Annotated in this window: 15 protein-coding genes, 2 pseudogenes and 1 riboswitch; of the genes and pseudogenes, 9 read left to right on the plus strand and 8 right to left on the minus strand. The window is 69.6% G+C overall.

Annotation, left to right across the window (positions count from 1 at the left end; translation table 11 throughout):
• Nucleotides 1-362 precede the first annotated feature (362 nt).
• Complete coding sequence (locus tag AB0E67_RS31795) at nucleotides 363-1,544, plus strand: FAD-binding oxidoreductase (protein WP_362033290.1); 1,182 nt, start codon at nucleotides 363-365, stop codon at nucleotides 1,542-1,544.
• A gap of 173 nt (nucleotides 1,545-1,717) precedes the next feature.
• Here the strand turns inward: AB0E67_RS31795 and AB0E67_RS31800 are convergent, their stop codons facing one another.
• The 4 genes and pseudogenes from AB0E67_RS31800 to AB0E67_RS31815 all read right to left on the minus strand — a co-directional run bounded on the left by AB0E67_RS31800 (nucleotide 1,718) and on the right by AB0E67_RS31815 (nucleotide 4,924).
• Complete coding sequence (locus tag AB0E67_RS31800; protein WP_351517184.1) at nucleotides 1,718-2,197, minus strand: NUDIX hydrolase; 480 nt, start codon at nucleotides 2,195-2,197, stop codon at nucleotides 1,718-1,720.
• Nucleotides 2,198-2,260: 63 nt separating this feature from the next.
• Nucleotides 2,261-3,157, minus strand: a complete 897-nt coding sequence (locus AB0E67_RS31805) for a LysR family transcriptional regulator (protein ID WP_362033293.1) — start codon at nucleotides 3,155-3,157, stop codon at nucleotides 2,261-2,263.
• A gap of 184 nt (nucleotides 3,158-3,341) precedes the next feature.
• Nucleotides 3,342-4,471: pseudogene (locus AB0E67_RS31810) on the minus strand (cystathionine gamma-lyase).
• Between the two features lie 75 nt (nucleotides 4,472-4,546).
• Nucleotides 4,547-4,924, minus strand: a complete 378-nt coding sequence (locus tag AB0E67_RS31815; protein ID WP_362033296.1) for a phage holin family protein — start codon at nucleotides 4,922-4,924, stop codon at nucleotides 4,547-4,549.
• A gap of 69 nt (nucleotides 4,925-4,993) precedes the next feature.
• On the opposite strand from AB0E67_RS31815, the gene AB0E67_RS31820 reads away from it, so the two are divergent.
• From AB0E67_RS31820 to AB0E67_RS31835, 4 genes are all read left to right on the plus strand, one after another.
• Nucleotides 4,994-5,311, plus strand: a complete 318-nt coding sequence (locus AB0E67_RS31820; RefSeq protein ID WP_362033299.1) for a cupin domain-containing protein — start codon at nucleotides 4,994-4,996, stop codon at nucleotides 5,309-5,311.
• A 165-nt stretch (nucleotides 5,312-5,476) separates the two neighbouring features.
• Nucleotides 5,477-5,689: a DUF5326 family protein gene (locus AB0E67_RS31825; protein ID WP_073790837.1), complete on the plus strand. Its 213-nt coding sequence runs from the start codon at nucleotides 5,477-5,479 to the stop codon at nucleotides 5,687-5,689.
• 249 nt (nucleotides 5,690-5,938) lie between these two features.
• Nucleotides 5,939-6,709 (plus strand): helix-turn-helix domain-containing protein, encoded by a 771-nt coding sequence (locus tag AB0E67_RS31830; protein WP_362033301.1) that lies wholly within the window; start codon nucleotides 5,939-5,941, stop codon nucleotides 6,707-6,709.
• Nucleotides 6,710-6,810: 101 nt separating this feature from the next.
• Complete coding sequence (locus AB0E67_RS31835; RefSeq protein WP_073790839.1) at nucleotides 6,811-7,248, plus strand: SsgA family sporulation/cell division regulator; 438 nt, start codon at nucleotides 6,811-6,813, stop codon at nucleotides 7,246-7,248.
• Nucleotides 7,249-7,367: 119 nt separating this feature from the next.
• Here the strand turns inward: AB0E67_RS31835 and AB0E67_RS31840 are convergent, their stop codons facing one another.
• On the minus strand, nucleotides 7,368-8,699 hold the full coding sequence (locus AB0E67_RS31840) for a YibE/F family protein (RefSeq protein WP_362033350.1): 1,332 nt from the start codon (nucleotides 8,697-8,699) through the stop codon (nucleotides 7,368-7,370).
• A 74-nt stretch (nucleotides 8,700-8,773) separates the two neighbouring features.
• Nucleotides 8,774-8,907: riboswitch (TPP riboswitch) on the plus strand.
• On the opposite strand from AB0E67_RS31840, the gene thiC reads away from it, so the two are divergent.
• The 3 genes and pseudogenes from thiC to AB0E67_RS31855 all read left to right on the plus strand — a co-directional run bounded on the left by thiC (nucleotide 8,900) and on the right by AB0E67_RS31855 (nucleotide 13,329).
• Nucleotides 8,900-10,714 (plus strand): phosphomethylpyrimidine synthase ThiC, encoded by a 1,815-nt coding sequence (gene thiC, locus AB0E67_RS31845; RefSeq protein WP_362033304.1) that lies wholly within the window; start codon nucleotides 8,900-8,902, stop codon nucleotides 10,712-10,714. (Overlaps the previous riboswitch by 8 nt.)
• A 137-nt stretch (nucleotides 10,715-10,851) precedes the next feature.
• A pseudogene (locus tag AB0E67_RS31850) lies at nucleotides 10,852-12,533 on the plus strand (IS1182 family transposase).
• Between the two features lie 154 nt (nucleotides 12,534-12,687).
• On the plus strand, nucleotides 12,688-13,329 hold the full coding sequence (locus AB0E67_RS31855) for a GNAT family protein (RefSeq protein WP_362033307.1): 642 nt from the start codon (nucleotides 12,688-12,690) through the stop codon (nucleotides 13,327-13,329).
• Between the two features lie 123 nt (nucleotides 13,330-13,452).
• Here the strand turns inward: AB0E67_RS31855 and AB0E67_RS31860 are convergent, their stop codons facing one another.
• From AB0E67_RS31860 to AB0E67_RS31870, 3 genes are all read right to left on the minus strand, one after another.
• Entirely contained in the window at nucleotides 13,453-14,271 is an 819-nt protein-coding gene (locus AB0E67_RS31860) for a hypothetical protein (protein ID WP_362033310.1), read from the minus strand.
• A gap of 194 nt (nucleotides 14,272-14,465) precedes the next feature.
• Entirely contained in the window at nucleotides 14,466-15,524 is a 1,059-nt protein-coding gene (locus AB0E67_RS31865; RefSeq protein ID WP_362033312.1) for a metallophosphoesterase, read from the minus strand.
• Nucleotides 15,525-15,696: 172 nt separating this feature from the next.
• Entirely contained in the window at nucleotides 15,697-16,809 is a 1,113-nt protein-coding gene (locus tag AB0E67_RS31870; protein WP_073790853.1) for a LacI family DNA-binding transcriptional regulator, read from the minus strand.
• Between the two features lie 416 nt (nucleotides 16,810-17,225).
• Here AB0E67_RS31870 and hisC point away from each other — a divergent pair, with 416 nt between their 5' ends.
• A complete protein-coding gene (gene hisC / locus AB0E67_RS31875) occupies nucleotides 17,226-18,305 on the plus strand; it encodes a histidinol-phosphate transaminase (RefSeq protein WP_362033315.1) in 1,080 nt (359 codons plus the stop codon).
• Nucleotides 18,306-18,600: the final 295 nt, after the last annotated feature.

The raw sequence follows: 18,600 nt of genomic DNA on the forward strand, positions 1-18,600 counted from the left end.
TCCGGTCCGGTGGGGCAGCGCGTGTTCCCGGTCGCCTCCGGGTGAGGCTGGTGCCGGATCTCGACGCGGCCGGACGGAGCGCTGCCCGGCGTGGTCGAGGATACGAACGGCCGTGATGGGTTCACGGCCCGCACAGGGGGCAAAGGAGCGTAACGGGAAAGCTGATCCGGATATGTAGACCCTCCGCCACGTGTCCGGTCCGCGTTCACGGCGGTCTGCGTTCATGGCATGGCGAACCGGCGGGGAACCGTCGGCAGTGAACCGGCCGTCGACCACAAACAGGGGCCCGACCACGTCCACGGACAGCGACCGCGGACGTCCGGGTACGAGGCGACCAGAAGACGTTCAAGGCGAGGCACAGTATGGATGCTCCGGCCACCAGGTGGACCGAAGGTGAGACGGACAGATCTCCCGACGCGATTCTGATCCACCGCACGCTGACCGAGATTTCGCCCGTCGCCGACCAGGCAACCTCGTACTTCTACGCCCTGCTCTTCACGCGGCGCCCCGACCTGCGCGCCATGTTCCCGGTCGCGATGGACATGCAGCGCGATCGCCTGTTCCGCGCGATCCTCGGCGCGGCCGACCGGTTCGACTCCCCCCGAGCGCTGACCGAGTACCTCGGCGAACTGGGCCGGGGGCACCGCAAGTACGGCACACTGGCCGGCCACTATCCCGCAGTGGGCGAGGCCCTTCTCGGAGCGCTGAGCCGCTATGCGACCACGGTGTGGGACGCGGAGGCTGAGGCGGCCTGGGTCCGTGCCTACACCGCGATATCGCAGATCATGATCGACGCCGCCGCCGAGGACGAGCAGTGGGCTCCGGCCTGGTGGCACGCGGAGGTCGTCTCGCACGAGTCGAGAACGCGCGACATAGCGGTTCTCACCATCCGCCCCGATCAGGTCTACCCCTTCGTCGCCGGTCAGTACGCGGCCATGGAGACGCCCTGGTGGCCCCGGGTCTGGCGGCACTACTCCTTCGCGTCTGCGCCCCGCCGGGACGGTCTGCTCACCTTCCACGTCAAGGCTGTCCCGGCCGGGTGGGTCTCCAACGCCCTGGTGCACCGGGCCCGCCCCGGCGACATCGTGCGGCTCGGCCCGCCCAGCGGCTCGATGACGATCGACCACTCCACCCACAACGGCCTGCTCTGCCTGGGCGGCGGCACGGGCATCGCGCCGATCAAGGCACTCGTCGAGGACGTCGCGCAACACGGCGACCGGCGCCCCGTGGAGGTCTTCTACGGGGCTCGCAGCGATCGCGACCTGTACGACATCGAGACGATGATGCGCCTCCAGAAGACCTTTCCCTGGCTTGTGGTGCGGCCGGTGGTCTCCATGGGCCGACCGGAGCGGGAGGGCGGTCTGCGAGGGCTGCTGCCGGAGGCCGTGCGCGAATGCGGCCCGTGGCACGAGTACGACGCCTATCTCTCGGGCCCGCCGGGCATGATCCGCAGCAGCGTGGACGCGCTCAGAGGCATCGGCATGCCGGCCGAACGCATCCGGCACGACTCCGTCGAGGAACTGGCCGCCGTCGCCCCCGGCTGACGAACGACCGACGACGGGCAAGGCGCGCCCCGACGGACTCGGCATGCCCTGCCGGCGCACGGCGCCGGTCCACGGCGCACATCCATGAGGCGCGGCACGGGGCCGCAGGGTGAGGTACCCGGTCGGCACCGCGGCACCGCCGCCCCGACCCCCGCCTGCTCCCGGCCGGTGTATCAGCCCAGGTCGGGCGCGTGCATCGCCCGTACACCCTCGATGTTGCCGTCCAGGTAGTGCCGCAGTGACAGCGGTACGAGATGAACGGCCGCGATGCCCATCCGGCTGAAGGGCACCCGGACGATCTCGTACTCCCCGCAGGGAGCGTCGATCTCGGGGCCGTGGCGCCGGGACGGGTCCATCGACTCCAGTCGGCAGACGAAGAAGTGCTGGACCTTGACGCCCTTCACTCCGCCGCCCTCGATGTGCTCGACGGTGTCGACGAAGCAGGGAACCACATCGGTGACCTTGGCGCCCAGCTCCTCGTCCAGTTCACGGTGCAGGGCGTCGACGACGGTCGCGTCCTCGGGCTCGACCCCGCCACCCGGTGTGAGCCAGTACGGGTCCATCCCGGGCTTGGTCCGCTTGATGAGGACGAGGTCGTTGCCGTCGAGCAGAATGGCGCGTGCGGTGCGCTTGACCACGGGACGTTCGGTCATGGCAAGAGCGTGGCCCACTGAATCGGTTCTGAAACACCCGGACGGCGCCGGGCCTTCCCGCGCTCACCAGTCGGCCGCGGCACCCAGCAGCCACTCGTGTGCCCGCGCGATGTGCGGCAGCGCGAGCGTGCCGGTCCGCACGGCCAGGAAGTAGGTGCGCAGCGGGGGCACCGGAGGATCGAGGAGCGCGACGACCTCCCCGCGTGCCAGCGCCCCCTCGCACAGATAACGCGGCAGCACGGCGAGACCGGCACCCGCCGCCGCGCACTCCAGGACGGCCCGCAGGTCCGGGGCGATGACGGTTCCCGCGGCGGCGGGCCGGGTGTCGAACACGGCGGACCAGTAGCGGGTGACGAACGGCAGGCTTTCGTGCACCTCCACGACCGGCAGCTGCTCCAGCACCACGGGGCCGTCGTGCTGTGAGGCCTCCGGCCCCAGGTGCGCGGCCCAGTGCGGTGCTGCGACCAGCACGTGTTCCTCGTCGCAGAGCGGAGTCGCCGTGAGCAGCCCGCCGCGGGGGCGGGACGGCGTGATGACCAGATCATGGTGCCCGGCGGCCAGTCCCTCCAGGGTCTCCTCGGCGGTGGTGAAGAACGAACTGCGCAGGGTCAGTCCCTGGGCGACGAGCGGTGCGAGCGCGGGCAGGGCGCGCGCTGACGTGAACTCGGGCGGTCCGGCCAGATGCAGGGTCCGTACGGCCGACTCCTCGTCCAGCTCGGTCTCGGCTATCTCGACCAGCGCGTCCAGATGGGGCGCCGCCCGGTGCGCGAGTTCGTCGCCGACGGTGGTCGGCGTCACACCCCGGGCCCCCCGGAGGAAGAGCGGCCGGCCCAGCTGGCGTTCCAAGGTGCGTATCTGGGAGGTCACCGCGGGCTGGGAGAGGCCGAGCAGCGCGGCGGCCCTGGTGAAGGAACCGGCCCGGTGCACCGTGATGAACGTACGCAGCAGGGACAGGTCCATGTCCTGTCCCCTCTCACCGTCGCGACACTTCGGACCGTACAACTATAAATATGTCGATAGGTGGGTGCCGCTTCGGTGATTGGACACTGACGGAGGGTCAATTAGCCTTGTGCAGGCGGTTCTTCGCAGGAGGAGCCGGGGCGGTCCGAGCCACGAGGGGGGAGGCTCGGGCCGTCCGTGACGGTCAGTCCGTGCCCAGCGCCGCGTCCAGCGCCCGCTCCACGTCGGCCACCAGGTCCTCCGCGTTCTCGGCGCCGACGGAGAAACGGATGAAGCCTTCCGGTACGGCGTCGCCGCCCCAGCGCGCCCGCCGCTCGGCGGTGGAGCGTACACCGCCGAAACTCGTGGCGTCGTCGGCCAGCCGCAGCTCGGCCAGGAAGCGCTCGGCCCGTTCCCGGTCGGGCGCACGAACGACACCACGGAACCGAAGCGCTGCATCTGCCGCACGGCGACCGGGTACGAGGGGTCTCCCGGAAGGCCGGGATAGCGCAGCCCGGTCACCTTTCGTCGCCCGGCCAACGTCTCGGCCAGGGCCAGGGCATTGGCGCACTGGCGGTCGATGCGCAGTTCCAGCGTGGCGAGGGAACGGTGCGCGAGCCATGCCTCCATCGGGCCCGGGATCGCGCCGACCACTTTGCGCCAGCGCCGCACCCCCGCCGCCAGCCCGGGGTCGCGGCAGGTCACGTGGCCGAGCAGGACGTCCCCGTGACCGGTCATGCCCTTGGTGTCGCTGGCCACCGAGAAGTCCGCCCCCAGCTCCAGCGGGCGCTGGCCGAGCGGTGTGGCGAGGGTGTTGTCGACGGCCACCAGCGTGCCCGCCGCGTGCGCGGCCTCGACGAGCCGGCGCACGTCGCAGACGTCGAGCCCCGGGTTGGACGGTGTCTCGATCCACAGCAGCGCGGCGCCGCGAAGGGCCGTGAGCTGGGCGTCGCCGCCGGTCGGCGCGGTCCGCACCTCGACGCCGTACGCCTCCAGCTGCTCACGCACCAGCGGCAGCAACTGGTATCCGTCGTCGGGCAGCACGACCACGTCGCCGGTGCGGGCCCGGGACAGCAGCACGGCCGAGATCGCCGCCATGCCGGAGGCGAAGACGACGGTCTCGACCGGTTTCCCCGGAGCCTCCAGCTCGCCGATGGCACGCTCCAGGTGGGTCCAGGTCGGATTGGTGTCCCGCCCGTAGGTGTACGGGCCGGTGGGGGCGCCGGAGAGATGGAAGTGCGCGGCGAGGACCGGCCCGGGCAGGGTGGGCTCGTACTGTTCGGGTTCGGGCAGCCCGGCCCGTACCGCCCTGGTTCCGTCACCCATGGTGTCCATGCCGCTCCTCGTCGCTCTTCCGGGCCGGTCGCCGGTCCGCCCCACCGTTGCAGACCGTTTCCAGCGGTTGCCGGATCAGTCTTCGTCCGGCAGCACCACGTTCAGCGCCCACGACACGATCGAGATGATCAGGCCGCCGAGCACGGCGGTCCAGAAGCCGCTGACGTGGAAGCTCAGGTCGAGCACGCCGGCCAGCCAGGAGGTCAGCAGCAGCATGAGCGCGTTGACCACCAGGGTGAACAGACCCAGTGTGAGGAAGAAGAGCGGCAGGGTCACCAGTTGTACGGCCGGCTTCACCACGGAGTTCACCAGGCCGAAGATCAGGGCGACCAGGACCAGCGTGAGCGCCTTGCGCCCGGTGCTGCCGCCCTCCAGCGTGATGTTGTCCAGCAGCCAGATGGCTACGGCCAGCGCACCCGCGTTGGCGATCGTCTTGACTACGAAATTCTTCATGTGTCTGATCGTGGCAGACACGGTCGGTGGCGGACACCGGCAGGATCGGGAAACAAAGGGCGGACGGTAATGAAGGCGTTCAGACTGGACGAACTGGAATCGGAGCGGGCCGCCAACAACGGTGCCTATCTGCAGTTCCTGAAGGAACGGAACATGTCCGTCGGCCTGTACGCGCTGAACGCGGGTGAGGTCGACCCGCAGCAGCCGCACCGGGAGGACGAGGTCTACTTCGTCGTCAGCGGACGCGGCTCGATCACGGTCGGCACGGAGACCACGCAGGTGGGCCGGGGAAGCGTGGTGTACGTACCGGCCGGAGTCCCGCACAAGTTCCACCACATCACCGAGGACCTGCGGGTCATGGTCGTCTTCTCCCCGCCGGAGAGCTGAGTACCCCCGAACGGGGCGCTCATCCGGAGGGGCGGGTTCCGGTGTCAGGGATCCCTAGGGGGTCGATCAGGGGACGGCAAGGGGTGCGGAACGCCCCTCCGGTGCCTTCGCGCCTCTAGCATCGGGAGTGTCGGAGCAGGGACGCACAGAGACGAGGCGAGGACGATGGCCGTACGGGAGATATTCGCCGGGATGCCCTGGTGGGTGAAGTGGATCGCGGTGCCGGTGATCGCGATCGTCGTGTTCGGCGGACTGATCGCCAGCGTGCTCGGTTTCGTGATCGGCCTGCTCTTCAAGATCCTGCTCTTCGTGATCCTGGTCGGCGGTCTCGTCTTCGTCGTGCGCAAGGTCATGTCCTCCTCAGGTGGTGGCTGGTAGTAATCAGGGGGATCGGAAACCAGCCATGGTGTTAGCCCAGCTGAGCTAAGCCAGGGACGAAACAACGCACCTTGGGGATACGGCCGATATGGTGGCATTCCACTGCCGCCACCTGGGAATTAACTGACCGTCACCACCATGACCAGTGGTTTGCACGGTGTTCGGCCCTCGTACCCAGCCATGCGGCGGTCTGTGGGGGAGGCCCCCACAGGCGGGCTGACCGCCCGTCACCATGCCTGGGGGTGACCGTTGACCACGGCATCGAGCACCGCTTCCCCGACCTTGATCGGCTCGGTGCAGCGAGCGCTGAGGCTGCTGGAAGCAGTGGGCGCGCATCGCGACGGGGCGCCCGCGAAGCAGCTGGCCAGGGAGGCGGGGCTCCCCCTTCCCACGGCCTATCACCTGCTGCGCACCCTGACGCATGAGGGCTATCTGCGTCGTGACAACGGAGTGTTCCGCTTCGGCGCCGCCGCCGAGCGTCTGACCGCCGAGGGTACGCCGCAGAATCGTCGCAGCAGGATGTCCGAGTCGCTCAGCCGCTGGCGCGAGGCCATCGGTGTCCCCGTGTACTGCGCCGTCTACCGAGAGGGCGAGATCGAACTCGTCGCGGTCGCCGATGATCCCGCCATGCCCGCCGTGCGCGAGTGGGCGTCCTTCCGGGAGACCGGGCACGCCCACGCGATCGGCCAGTGCCTGCTGAGCCGACTGGACGAGAAGGCGCGCGAGGACCACCTGAACCGGCATCCGGTACGGCCACTGACCCCCTATTCGGTGAGGGACCGCGCGACATTCCTGGAGCGGCTGCGGTCGCTGGAGCGCATGGAACCCGTCGTCGAACGGCAGGAGTACGCGCTGGGAACGGTCTGCGCGGCCATCCCGATCAGCGCCGGCTTCACCGCCGCCGCTATGGCGATTTCAGTACCCCTGGAACAGGAACACCGATTGCTCCCCGCAGTCGAACAGCTACGTGGTGAAGTGTCCAACCTCTTGCGTTCATTCGTGTTCTCTATCAGTATCTGAAAAATCACTCCTTGTGATCTGCTATCGCGTGCACCACGATGGCGTCAATAGGGCCATGGGGGATCATTCCTGGCCAGATTCATCTACTGCGGGGTTGAACGATGCGCGAGTCGGTTCAAGCTGAGGTCATGATGAGCTTTCTCGTCTCCGAGGAGCTCTCTTTCCGGATCCCGGTGGAGCTCCGGTACGAAGTGTGTGATCCGTATGCGATTCGGATGACCTTCCATCTGCCCGGTGACGCCCCCGTCACCTGGGCATTCGGCCGTGAGTTGCTGCTCGACGGCCTCAACAGCCCCAGTGGCGACGGCGATGTGCACATCGGGCCCACGGATCCCGAGGGGCTTTCCGATGTACACATCCGCCTTCAGGTGGGCGCCGACCGTGCCCTCTTCCGGGCTGGTTCGGCGCCGCTCGTGGCTTTTCTCGACCGGACCGACAAGCTCGTGCCGCTCGGACAGGAGCGCACGCTGGGTGACTTCGAGGGAAACCTGGAGGAGGCCCTGGGTCGGATCCTCGCCGAGGAGCAGAACGCCGGCTGAAGGAAACGGTGTCGCCGACCGGTGCCCGCCGGTCGAACACGGCATCCGCCGAATGGGTGAATCGCTCTCCGTATTCAGGACCGCTCCTCGTCTGTCGGCCGATGTCCGTTCCGGGGTGCTCATGGCTTCGTCCTGCGACGGCGGCCCTTCCCGGCCCGTACGGGTGCTGAAGCTCCGGCTTCCGCGCCGAGCCCTGTACGGTCCGCGGAGACCACCAGCGCGGCGAGCACCGTTGTCACCGGCACCGATGCGACCAGCCCGATCGAACCGACCAGCGTCCGTACGATCTCCTCCGCCACCAGCTCGCTGTTGGCCACCGTGCCCACGCTGCTCCTGGCGATCGAGAACAGCAGCAGCAACGGCAGCGCGGCGCCCGCGTAGGCGAGCACCAGCGTATTGACGACCGAGGCGATGTGATCGCGCCCGATCCTGATCCCCGCCCGGTAGAGCCCCCGCACGCCCATCGTCGGGTTCGCCTGGTGCAGTTCCCAGACGGCCGACGTCTGGGTGACCGTCACGTCGTCGAGCACCCCGAGCGAACCGATGATGACGCCGGCCAGCAGCAGGCCGCTCATGTCGATGCGCGGATACAGGCCGTGGATGAGGCCGGTGCTGTCGTCGGTGTTGCCGGTCAGGCTCGCCCAGCCGATGAACAGCGAGCCGAGCAGCCCGATCAGCAGCAGCGAGATCAGTGTGCCCACCACCGCGACCGAGGTGCGGGCGGTGAGCCCATGGCACATGTAGAGCGCGATCAGCATGATGGCACTGGACCCGACCACCGCCACGATCAGCGGATTCGAGCCCTGAAGGATGGCCGGGAGGATGAACAGGGTCAGCACGGCGAACGACACGGCGAGCGCGACCAGCGCCATCACCCCGCGCATCCTTCCCACCGCGACCACGACCAGGGCGAAGATCCCGGCCAGCAGCGCCATCGGGAACTTCCGGTTCACATCGGTCACCGAGTACTGCAGGTCGTGGGGCGCGTCCGGGGCGTACGCCACGACCACGCCCTGCCCCTCGCGCAGCTGACGTGGTGCGTCGGGCTGGACGATCTCCACGAACCGCCGGCCCTTGTCGTGACCGGTCGTCACCTCGACCGTGGCCTTCGCGCACAGCCCGGTGCGGCCCGCCGACTGCGGAGCGGTCTCGCCGCCGACCGGCATCTGGGAGGCGTTCACCTCCTTGCAGTCCACCGTGTCGACGTTCACCACCTTCCCCTGCTGGGTCTGCCGGTCGAAGCCGACACCGGTTCGTTCGTGCGGTGGCGCACCGCCCGGCCAGAGCGCCGCCAGTCCGGCGAGGACCGCGGCGGCGAACGGGATCAGTACGGCCGCGATGACCTTCCGCAGATGTCTGGAGACGGGCGCGGCGGGGCCGTGGGCGTGCGTATGGCCGTGTGTGTGGCCGTGGTGGGGACTCGGCGGTTCGGGAACGCTAGGGAGGGACATCACCGGGCGATCATCGCAAGGAGGCATGGGACCCTCTGTTCATTCCGCCGGACGGGGCGCTAGCGTGGAGGAACCTTTGCACACGCGGGAGCTCGGAGCACCGGGCTGAGAGGGCGCTGATATCCGTACGTCCGTACGGGATGAGCTGCGCCGACCGCCGAACCTGTTACCGGGTAATGCCGGCGTAGGGAGTAGGTCTCATGACCACATCGGACGCACGCACGCCTGCCTCCAACCAGAGCGACGAGGCCGGGAAGTCCATCGGCTGGCACAAGGGATACGTCCAGGGCTCGCGCCCCGACATCCGTGTGCCGGTCCGTCAGGTGCACCTCACCAACGGCAAGGACGTGACGCTGTACGACACGTCGGGGCCGTACACCGACCCCACCGTCGAGACCGACGTCCGTCGCGGGCTCGCGCCGCTGCGGGAGAACTGGATCATCGCGCGCGGCGACACCGAGGAGTACCCGGGCCGGCCCGTCCGACCCGAGGACGACGGGCTCAAGCACACCTCGCCGAGAACGGGGTCTCCCCTGCTCGAGCGAAGCCGAGAGCTTGGGGAAGGGCTGCGCAATCTCGACGCAGTCTTCCCCGGTCGGCCCCGGCTGCCGCGCCGCAGCCGGGACGGCCGGCCCGTGACCCAGCTCGCGTACGCCCGCCGGGGCGAGATCACCCCGGAGATGGAGTACGTGGCGATCCGGGAGAACGTCGAGCCGGAGGTGGTGCGGGAGGAGATCGCCGCGGGCCGCGCCGTGCTGCCGGCCAACGTCAACCACCCCGAGACCGAGCCGATGATCATCGGGAAGCGGTTCCTGGTGAAGGTCAATGCCAACATCGGCAACTCCGCGGTGACGTCCTCCATCGAGGAGGAGGTGGAGAAGATGACGTGGGCGACGCGGTGGGGCGCCGACACGGTCATGGACCTTTCCACCGGCCGCAACATTCACACCACCCGTGAGTGGGTTCTGCGCAACTCGCCCGTGCCGATCGGCACCGTGCCCCTCTACCAGGCCCTCGAAAAGGTCGACGGCAAGGCCGAGGAGTTGACCTGGGAGATCTACCGGGACACCGTCGTCGAACAGGCCGAGCAGGGCGTCGACTACATGACGGTGCACGCCGGCGTACGCCTGCCGTACGTTCCGCTGACCGCCCGCCGCAAGACCGGCATCGTCTCGCGAGGCGGCTCGATCATGGCGGCGTGGTGTCTCGCCCACCACAAGGAGTCGTTCCTCTACGAGAACTTCGAGGAGCTCTGCGAACTCCTCGCCTCCTACGACGTGACGTACTCGCTCGGCGACGGGCTGCGCCCCGGCTCGATCTCGGACGCCAACGACGAGGCGCAGTTCGCCGAGCTGCGCACGCTCGGGGAGCTGAACACGATCGCCAAGCGGTACGGCGTCCAGACCATGATCGAGGGGCCGGGCCATGTCCCGATGCACAAGATCAAGGAGAACATCGACCTCCAGCAGGAGATCTGCGAAGAGGCTCCCTTCTACACGCTCGGCCCGCTGACCACCGATGTCGCTCCGGCGTACGACCACATCACCTCGGGTATCGGCGCGGCGATGATCGCCTGGTGGGGCACGGCGATGCTCTGTTACGTGACGCCCAAGGAGCACCTCGGGCTGCCGAACCGGGACGACGTGAAGACCGGCGTGATCACGTACAAGATCGCGGCCCACGCCGCGGATCTCGCCAAGGGGCATCCGGGGGCGCAGGACTGGGACGACGCGCTCTCCGACGCCCGGTTCGAGTTCCGTTGGGAGGACCAGTTCAATCTGGCGCTCGATCCGGTCACGGCACGGGAGTTCCACGACGAGACGCTGCCGGCGGAGCCGGCGAAGACGGCGCACTTCTGCTCGATGTGCGGCCCGAAGTTCTGCTCGATGAAGATCTCTCAGGACATCCGGCGTGAACACGGGGTGTCACAGGCGGAGATCGAGGCGGGGATGTCGGAGAAGTCGAAGGAGTTCGCGGCGGCGGGCCACCGCGTCTACCTGCCCGTCGCGGACTGAGACGAGAGCCGACCGAGGCGACAAGGGGGGCGGACCGCAGGGGACGCTGTTGGTTTGTTCGGTCCCGCGCGTGACGTCGGTCTTCACGATCCGGTTGTGGTCGTGGAGACCGACGTTGTTGTGTGGGGTGGGTGTCGATGTCGATGCAGCCGAAGGGGCCGGGGGAGATTCCGGCGGAGACGGTGCGGGTCGCCCGGGCAGCGTTCCCGAAGGGAAGCCTGGCGATCCGGGCCCGGGACGAGTTGGGGCCGATGTTCCGCGATGAGGACTTCGCGGATCTGTTCGCCTCACGTGGCCGGCCTGCCTGGTCACCTGCGGGGCCGGCGCTGGTGTCGGTGCTCCGGTTCGTGGAGGGGCTGACCGACCGCCAGGCCGCGGAGGCGGTGCGTGCGCGGATCGACTTCACGTACGCGCTCGGGCTTGACCTCGCTGATCCCGGCTTCGACTTTTCGGTGCTGTCGGAGTTCAGGGGCCGGCTGGCCGGGGCCGTTGGCGGGCGCCGGGTCATGGACGGGGTGCTGGTCGCGGCACGGGAGAAGGGGCCGCTCAAGAGCGCGGGCCGGGCCCGGACCGATTCCTCGCATGTGCTGTCGTCGGCGCGTGAGCCGTGCTGGCTGGAGCAGGTGGCCGAGACGCTGCGGGCGGCATTGAACGCGCTCGCGCAGGCCGCTCCGGAGTGGCTGTCCGGGATCGCGGAGCCGGACTGGTTCCGCCACTACGCCACCAGGGCCGAGGACTCCCGGTTCCCCAAGGCCCGCGCGAAGCGGGACGAGGCGGGAGCCCGGATCGGCCGGGACGGGACACGCCTGCTGGAAGCGGTCTTCGCCGCCGATACCCCTGCGGCGCTGCGTGCACTGGACGAGGTGGAGATCCTGCGCCGGATCTGGGTGCAGAGTTTCCACCGGGTGGACGGTGAGGTGATGCGCAGGGGCCCAAAAGACCGGCCGCCGGGCGCGATGCGCCTGGTCGGCCCCTATTGACCCGGAAGCCCGTGTCGGCGTCAAACGGGACACCATGTGGAACGGATACAAGGTCCACCTCACTGAGACCTGCGGCGAGGACGGCGTTGCGCACCTGGTCACGAACGACCACGGTGGCGACCGTCGTGGACAACGCGATGAACGAGGAGATCCACGCCTGCCTCGCCGCCCGGGACCGCCTGCCCGCCGGGCACTGGGCGGACGCCGGATATCCCACCGCCGCCCGCATCCTTGCCGCTCGGGCCGAGTACGGCGTCGAACTGCACGGGCCGCTGGCCGACAATACGTCGCACCAGGCCAAAGGCGCCTTCGGGCTCGACGCGTTCACCATCGACTGGAAGCACCGGCAGGTGTCCTGCCCGAACGGCGTCACTACCACGCACTGGTATCCCCGCCTCGATTCCAACGGCGTGCCGGCCATCCGCGTCAGGTTCCCTGCCAGCCGCTGCCGCCCCTGCCCCGACCTGCGGAAGTGCGTCAGCTCGGCCACCGGCCGCCAGCACGAACTCATGCTGCGGCAACAGCAGGCCGAGCACGAGGCCATCCGGCACATCCACGCTGAACAGCAGACCGATGCGTGGAAGGAGCGCTACAAGATCCGTGCCGGTGTCGAGAGCACCATCTCCCAGGCCGCCGGACACTGCGGCCTGCGCAGATCCCGCTACCGGGGCCTGGCAAAGACCAGTCCCCAGCACCAGCTCACCGGCGCAGCGATCAACCTCGCCCGCATCGACGCCCATCTCACCGGCACACCACGAGCCCGCACCCGCACCAGCCAATTCACGCGACTTTGCCCCGACGAACTGACGCCCGCCGGGGCAAAGCAGGGACCGAATTAGCCAACGGCGTCCGCAGGGTTCCGCCCCCTGTCGCCTCGCTCGCCCCGGCCCGTGCCCGGTTCGCCCCCGGGCTCCTCACCGGCCACGCGGAAGCCGCGCCCCCCGGGGCGGAAATCGGATGAACGCGACGGCCGGGTCTCCGTAGCATCCGTGCATGAGCGGCATGACAGGACAGAGGACGGACACCACGCAGGCGCGGGACGCAGTGGACACGACGGACGCGGTGCGGGTGGTGGAAGCGGACCGGCAGCCGTGCTGGCGCGGACGGGACGTCGCCTTCGTCGCCGTCGAGACCGAGGACGCCGAGCTGCTGCAGGAGTGGCGGTGCGATCCGGCGGCCGCCCATGAGATGGGGGTCTGGCCGCGTTCGCTCGCCTCGCTGCGCGAGCACATCGAGCGCGATCAGGAGGACCAGGACCGGGACGACTTCCTCGTCGTGCTCGCCGACGGCACCCCCGTGGGCCACGCGGCCCTCACCGACCAGAACTACGCCAACGGCACCGCCGATGTCGAGCTGCTGCTGTCCCCGCGGCACCGCGGTCGCGGATACGGCACGCGGGCTCTGGACGCGCTGACGGACCTGGCGTTCGGGGAGCTTCCCCTGTACCGTCTCCGGGCCATCACCCACGCGGACAACGCGGCCGCGCTCGCCGTCCTCGACAGGTCGGGGTTCATCCGGGAGGGGGTGAGCCGGTCGGCGTGCCTGCACCGGGGGCGGCGGTACGACGTCGCGGTGTTCTCGCTGCTCCGTCCCGAGTGGGAGGGGCAGGCGCGCCCGAGGTCCTGGGACCTGTGATCGGGCGCGGCTCGTCCGCGTCCTTGGCCGCGGCCCGGATCAGGGGCCCCGGGCGGGGTGGAGGGGGTGTGCGCGGCCCGCGTGACCGGGCTCCGGGGGGAGGGGGCGCGTGCGGCGGCGCCGTCATTCCACGTCGTGCTCGGGGGCGCCGAAGTCGGGGCTGGTGAAGTCCGGGCTGGTGAAGGTCGGCCGGGGGCCCGCGGCCGGGCCCTCGTCCGGGCCGGAGAAGTCGGGGCGGCTGTAGCCGACTTTCGGGATGCGGTTCGGCGAGCGCTGCGGTGTGCGTGCGGTGGACGCGGCCTCGGGGTCGTCGAGGGCGTCGCGCAGGAACGGCAGGATGCCGCGTTCCAGCAGCGCGTGCCGCCAGGCTTCCCGGGCCCGCGCCACGTCCTCCGGCAGTTCGATCTCGTCGCGCACGGCGTTCTCCGAAGCGGAGCCGTTGCGCAGCGCGGTGATCAGCAGTCCGACCGCGGCGACCAGGATGGCGGCGGCCATGACCACGGCGAAGAACCAGCCCGCGGTGACCAGGGTCGAGGCGAAGGCGGGCGGCGGACTGAGCAGCTTCAGCAGATAGCCGACCAGCAGGAATATGAACGCGGCGGTGCCGGCGAGCACGGGCGCGAGGACCGTGACGACCGCTCCCGCACCGGCGCCCGACCGGCCCGGACGGTCCGTGTCCGACCCGGCGAGCGGGTCCTCCCCGTCGGCCGTGCCGCGCAGTTCCTCACGGGCCCGCACGTAGTGGTCGTACTCGGTGGCCGCCGTCGCCGTGATCATGTCCGTGGCGGCCAGCGCCATGGTGCGCAGCTGTACGGCGTTGAGCCGTTCACCGACCGCGGCCAGATCCGGCCGTCGATGGGCGTGGCGCAGTGCGTCGTCGAGGATCCGCTCGTACTCGGGGCGGTCCTCGGTCAGCAGGTGCGGAGCGCTTCTCATGTGCATCCCCCGATGCTCCGTCGGGCCCGACAGCCCGTCTTTGCCGGGCAGTTGGGCGGAAACGGAGGAGAGCCTGCTACGGATACGCCGATGGTAGAGCGCCCACGGCACGCGGTGACAGGGGGTTTCCGGAAATAGGCCCGGTGCTCGGCCCGGTGCTCGGCGTGGTCAGGTCGTGGAAGCGTCTTCCCGTAAAACCGTCAGTCATGCAGGGGGAGTTGGACGACCAGCAGCTTTCCGGCCATGGTCACTCCGCCGTCCATGGCGATGGCGAGCCCGTCGGCGTACACGTGCGGGCCTTCGACCACGGGACCCGAGCTGTCCTCTCCGACCTCCGACCCGACCTCGCCGAGGAGGTAGGGAATGGGGCTGTGACCATGGACGATGCGCTGTCCGCCGTAGGCGGCCATCAGTTCCCGCACGGCCTGCGGTCCCGCGTCGTCACGGAAGGCGAACCGCTTGGTGAACTTGCGGAAGAGGTCCCAGCACTCGTCGGCGTCGTTGCGCGTGAGAATGGCGTGCACCGTGTCGTTGACGTCCTCGATGGTGCTGCCGTAGTCGAGGTACGCCGTCGTGTCGGAGTGCATCAGCAGATGCCCGTCCTCCTCGACGATCGCGTCGAGGCGGGACATCCACTGGAGGTGGACGTCCTGGAGCCGCTCCATGTCGTTCTTCTGACCGCCGTTGAGCAGCCAGGCGGCCTGGAAGGTGGCGGTGCCCGCGCCCGAGTTCACCGGCGTGTCGCCGAACCGTTTGGCGCCGATGAGCAACAGCTCGTGATTTCCCATCAACGCCTTGCAGTACCCGCCCGCGGCGGCGGCCTCGGCGGAGAGGCGCATCACGAGGTCGATGACGCCGATGCCGTCCGGACCGCGGTCGGTGAAGTCGCCGAGGAACCAGAGCCGGGTGTTGCCCGCGGCCCACCTGCCGTCGGAGTCGATGAGGCCCTGCTCGGCGAGAGCGGCGACCAGCTCGTCCAGGTAGCCGTGGACGTCGCCGACGACGTAGAGCGGCCCGAGTCCCGGCTCGCGGGCCGGCCAGGGCTCCGGCACGGCCCGCACCTGGACGGTGTCGCCGCGGTTGATCACCGGGAGGTCGCGTTCGGTGGGCGTGTACCCGTCCGGCAGCGCGTCCCCGGGCAGGGCGCTGCCCGGATGCGGGGACGCGGGCGGTACCGGGGTCTGCGCGTAGGGCGGTACGCGGAAGTCGCGCAACGTCGCAGTCCGCACCACGGGTTCCTGACCGGCCCCCTGTGTCATCGACCCCTCCACCACCGTCGCGCCGCCGTACACCTGACGGGCCTGCTGGTCGGGGCGGTCCGCGGTGTCGTGCGCCCATCATAGGAATGCGAATCGTGCTGTGTGACGCACCAGGGGTGGTGAATCCCGGAGCATGTCAGGCTCACCGGCCGTTTGGTCCGAATTCGTCTGTTCAATCCCTGGCGGGGGAGCGCGGCGCGCTGACCGTGGTGCGGGGCGGACGGCGTTGCGAGGACGTCCGGACGATGAGCTCCGTCGGTATGACCTGCTCCACCGGGCCGCCGTGATCCACGCCCTCGATGGCGTCGATGAGGAGCTGGACGACCGCCGTGCCGATTCTGCGCGGTTTGAGCGAGAGGGTGGTGATGGGCGGCTCGGTCGTCGCGTACACGGTGGACTCGCTGCAGCAGACCAGCAGCAGGTCCTCGGGGACGCGCAGCCCGTATCTGCGGGCGGCCGCCAGGAGGTCGGTGCCGTTGGGGTCGAAGAGCCCGTAGACGGCGTCGGGACGGTCCGGGCGGGCGAGCAGCCGGTCCGCGGCGACCGCGCCCGCGCACGGGTCGTGGGCGGGGTAGGACTCGTACACCGGGTCCTGGCCCACGCGCTCGCACCAGCGCAGGTACGCGGAGGTGGAGAGGCGGGTGTACGTGTCGGTCGTGGTGCCGGTGAGCAGGCCGATGCGTCGGGCCCCGGCGGAGGCGAGGTGGTCGAGGAGGTCGAGCACGGCGGCGCCGTGGTCGTTGTCGACCCAGGCGGTGACCGGGAGGGCGCCGGCCGGGCGTCCGTCCGACACGACGGGCAGCCCTTGTCGTACGAGCTCCGTGACGACCGGGTCCTGGTCGGAGGGGTCGATGACGACGGTGCCGTCGAGGGCGACGTTCGACCAGACGTCGTGGCGCGAGGTGGCGGGCAGGATGACGAGGGCGTAGCCGCGGGCGAGCGCCGCGGAGGTGGCCGCTCTGGCCATCTCGGCGAAGTACGCGAACTCGGTGAAGGTGAAGGGTTCGTCGCCGTACGTCGTCACGGTCAGGCCGATGAGGCCGGACTTGCCGGTACGGAGGGTTCGGGCCGCGGCGGACGGGCGGTAGCCCAGGCGCTCTGCGACCTCGCGGACATGGCGGCGGGTGGCGTCCGGGAGCCTGCCCTTGCCGTTGAGCGCGTCGGAGACGGTCGTGATGGAGACCCCGGCGGCGGCGGCCACGTCCCGGATTCCCGCTCGTCCTTGCCGGCTGCCGCGCCGGGGTGTCTCCGCCCGGCTCACCTGGTGCTTCCCTGCTGCTGTCATGGCGAGCCGATAGTAGGGGGCGTGCGGGAGGTTGGCCCGGTCGCATATTCACGCGTTGACAGGCACGTTTCTGCATGATCAGACGGCGTCAAATACCTTGTAAGGCCAGGTCGTTGGGCGAATGCGCCGTGGTGTGTGATGCGCTGAACCCGGTGGGTCTACGAAATGGTCGATGTTTCGAAGAGGTCTCATCTCACCTCTTCGAGGGACGCGCGCCACGGCGTGAGCCACCGGCGCGCGTCAAGGTCGAACGCGCTCCCCTCATTCCTGGTCGCACCGGGCGATGGGGTGCACGGAGCGTTCCCGTGCGCCCGGCCGCACCGGGCCTCCGAAGGCGCACGGGCCATTCGCAGCGGCGCCCAATCCTCATAAGGTGAGCAGTATTGATGTGTACAGACGGTCGAGGAGGATCTGCGGTGAGCGAGACGAGCCCCAAGTTGCGCGCCGAGCTGGACGGCGTTCCCGCCTATGTGCCCGGCAAGCCCGCGGCGGCCGGTGGACCGGTCGCCTTCAAGCTGTCCTCCAATGAGAATCCGTACCCCCCGCTGCCCGGAGTGATGGAGTCCGCCCTGGCGGCGGCCGCGAACTTCAACCGTTACCCGGACATGGCCTGCACCGGCCTGATGAACGAGCTGGCCGACCGTTTCGGTGTGCCCGTCTCGCATCTCGCCACCGGTACCGGGTCGGTCGGGGTGGCGCAGCAGCTGCTCCAGGCGACCTCGGGTCCGGGCGACGAGGTGATCTACGCCTGGCGCTCCTTCGAGGCGTACCCGATCATCACCCAGGTCAGCGGGGCGACCTCGGTGAAGGTGCCGCTGACCGACGGTGAGGCGCACGACCTCGACGCGATGGCGGAGGCGATCACCGACCGTACCCGTCTGATCTTCGTCTGCAACCCGAACAACCCGACCGGCACCGTGGTGCGCCGGGCCGAGCTGGAACGTTTCCTGGACCGGGTGCCCGGCGACGTCCTGGTGGTGCTGGACGAGGCGTACCGGGAGTTCATCCGCGACGCCGAGGTGCCGGACGGCATCGAGATCTACCGGGACCGGCCCAATGTGGCGGTGCTGCGCACGTTCTCCAAGGCGTACGGTCTGGCCGGACTGCGGGTCGGCTTCGCCGTGGCGCATGAGTCGGTGGCGGCCGCGCTGCGCAAGACGGCGGTGCCCTTCGGGGTCAGCCAGCTCGCGCAGGACGCGGCGGTGGCCTCGCTGCGTGCGGAGGACGAACTCCTGGGGCGCGTGGGTTCCCTGGTCGTCGAGCGCGGCCGGGTGCAGCGGGCACTGGCGGAGCAGGGATGGACGGTGCCGGAGTCGCAGGCGAACTTCGTGTGGCTGCGGCTGGGGGAGCGCACGGCCGACTTCGCCGCGGTGTGCGAGCGGGCCGGCGTGGTGGTCAGGCCGTTCGTGGGTGAGGGCGTACGGGTCACGATCGGTGAGGACGAGGCGAACGACCTGTTCCTGAAGGTGGCGGAGTCGTACCGCAGGGAGCTGTAGAGCCGTAGAGCGGCGCGGAACCGCAGGAGGACGTGGAACGGCGTGGTCCTGCGGGAGCCGTCGAAGGGCGCGCGGACCGCGGTTCGCGCGCCGGGCTAAGAGGCCCCGTACCCGATCCGGTGATCGGGTACGGGGCCTCTTCGTGCGTGGGTGTCCGGGTTCGGACGTGCCGGGGCACCGCTGTGCCCATGTGTCTGCTTCAGGCGGATTGATCGGATCGTCCCGAGAGAGGGGTACCCCGCCCGAACATCCCGAAAGGCTGTGCGTCATAATTTTGCTTGTGAATGTGAACGCG

It is taken from the genome of Streptomyces sp. NPDC032161 (assembly GCF_040636995.1).
Lineage (GTDB): Bacteria > Actinomycetota > Actinomycetes > Streptomycetales > Streptomycetaceae > Streptomyces.

Excerpts from the sequence above, each read along its gene's own strand:
- AB0E67_RS31795 (WP_362033290.1), top strand. The coding sequence starts at position 363 with ATGGATGCTCCGGCCACCAGGTGGACCGAAGGTGAGACGGACAGATCT.
- AB0E67_RS31800 (WP_351517184.1), bottom strand. The coding sequence starts at position 2,197 with ATGACCGAACGTCCCGTGGTCAAGCGCACCGCACGCGCCATTCTGCTC.
- AB0E67_RS31805 (WP_362033293.1), bottom strand. The coding sequence starts at position 3,157 with ATGGACCTGTCCCTGCTGCGTACGTTCATCACGGTGCACCGGGCCGGT.
- AB0E67_RS31815 (WP_362033296.1), bottom strand. The coding sequence starts at position 4,924 with ATGAAGAATTTCGTAGTCAAGACGATCGCCAACGCGGGTGCGCTGGCC.
- AB0E67_RS31820 (WP_362033299.1), top strand. The coding sequence starts at position 4,994 with ATGAAGGCGTTCAGACTGGACGAACTGGAATCGGAGCGGGCCGCCAAC.
- AB0E67_RS31825 (WP_073790837.1), top strand. The coding sequence starts at position 5,477 with ATGGCCGTACGGGAGATATTCGCCGGGATGCCCTGGTGGGTGAAGTGG.
- AB0E67_RS31835 (WP_073790839.1), top strand. The coding sequence starts at position 6,811 with ATGCGCGAGTCGGTTCAAGCTGAGGTCATGATGAGCTTTCTCGTCTCC.
- AB0E67_RS31840 (WP_362033350.1), bottom strand. The coding sequence starts at position 8,699 with ATGTCCCTCCCTAGCGTTCCCGAACCGCCGAGTCCCCACCACGGCCAC.
- thiC (WP_362033304.1), top strand. The coding sequence starts at position 8,900 with ATGACCACATCGGACGCACGCACGCCTGCCTCCAACCAGAGCGACGAG.
- AB0E67_RS31855 (WP_362033307.1), top strand. The coding sequence starts at position 12,688 with ATGAGCGGCATGACAGGACAGAGGACGGACACCACGCAGGCGCGGGAC.
- AB0E67_RS31860 (WP_362033310.1), bottom strand. The coding sequence starts at position 14,271 with ATGCACATGAGAAGCGCTCCGCACCTGCTGACCGAGGACCGCCCCGAG.
- AB0E67_RS31865 (WP_362033312.1), bottom strand. The coding sequence starts at position 15,524 with ATGACACAGGGGGCCGGTCAGGAACCCGTGGTGCGGACTGCGACGTTG.
- AB0E67_RS31870 (WP_073790853.1), bottom strand. The coding sequence starts at position 16,809 with ATGACAGCAGCAGGGAAGCACCAGGTGAGCCGGGCGGAGACACCCCGG.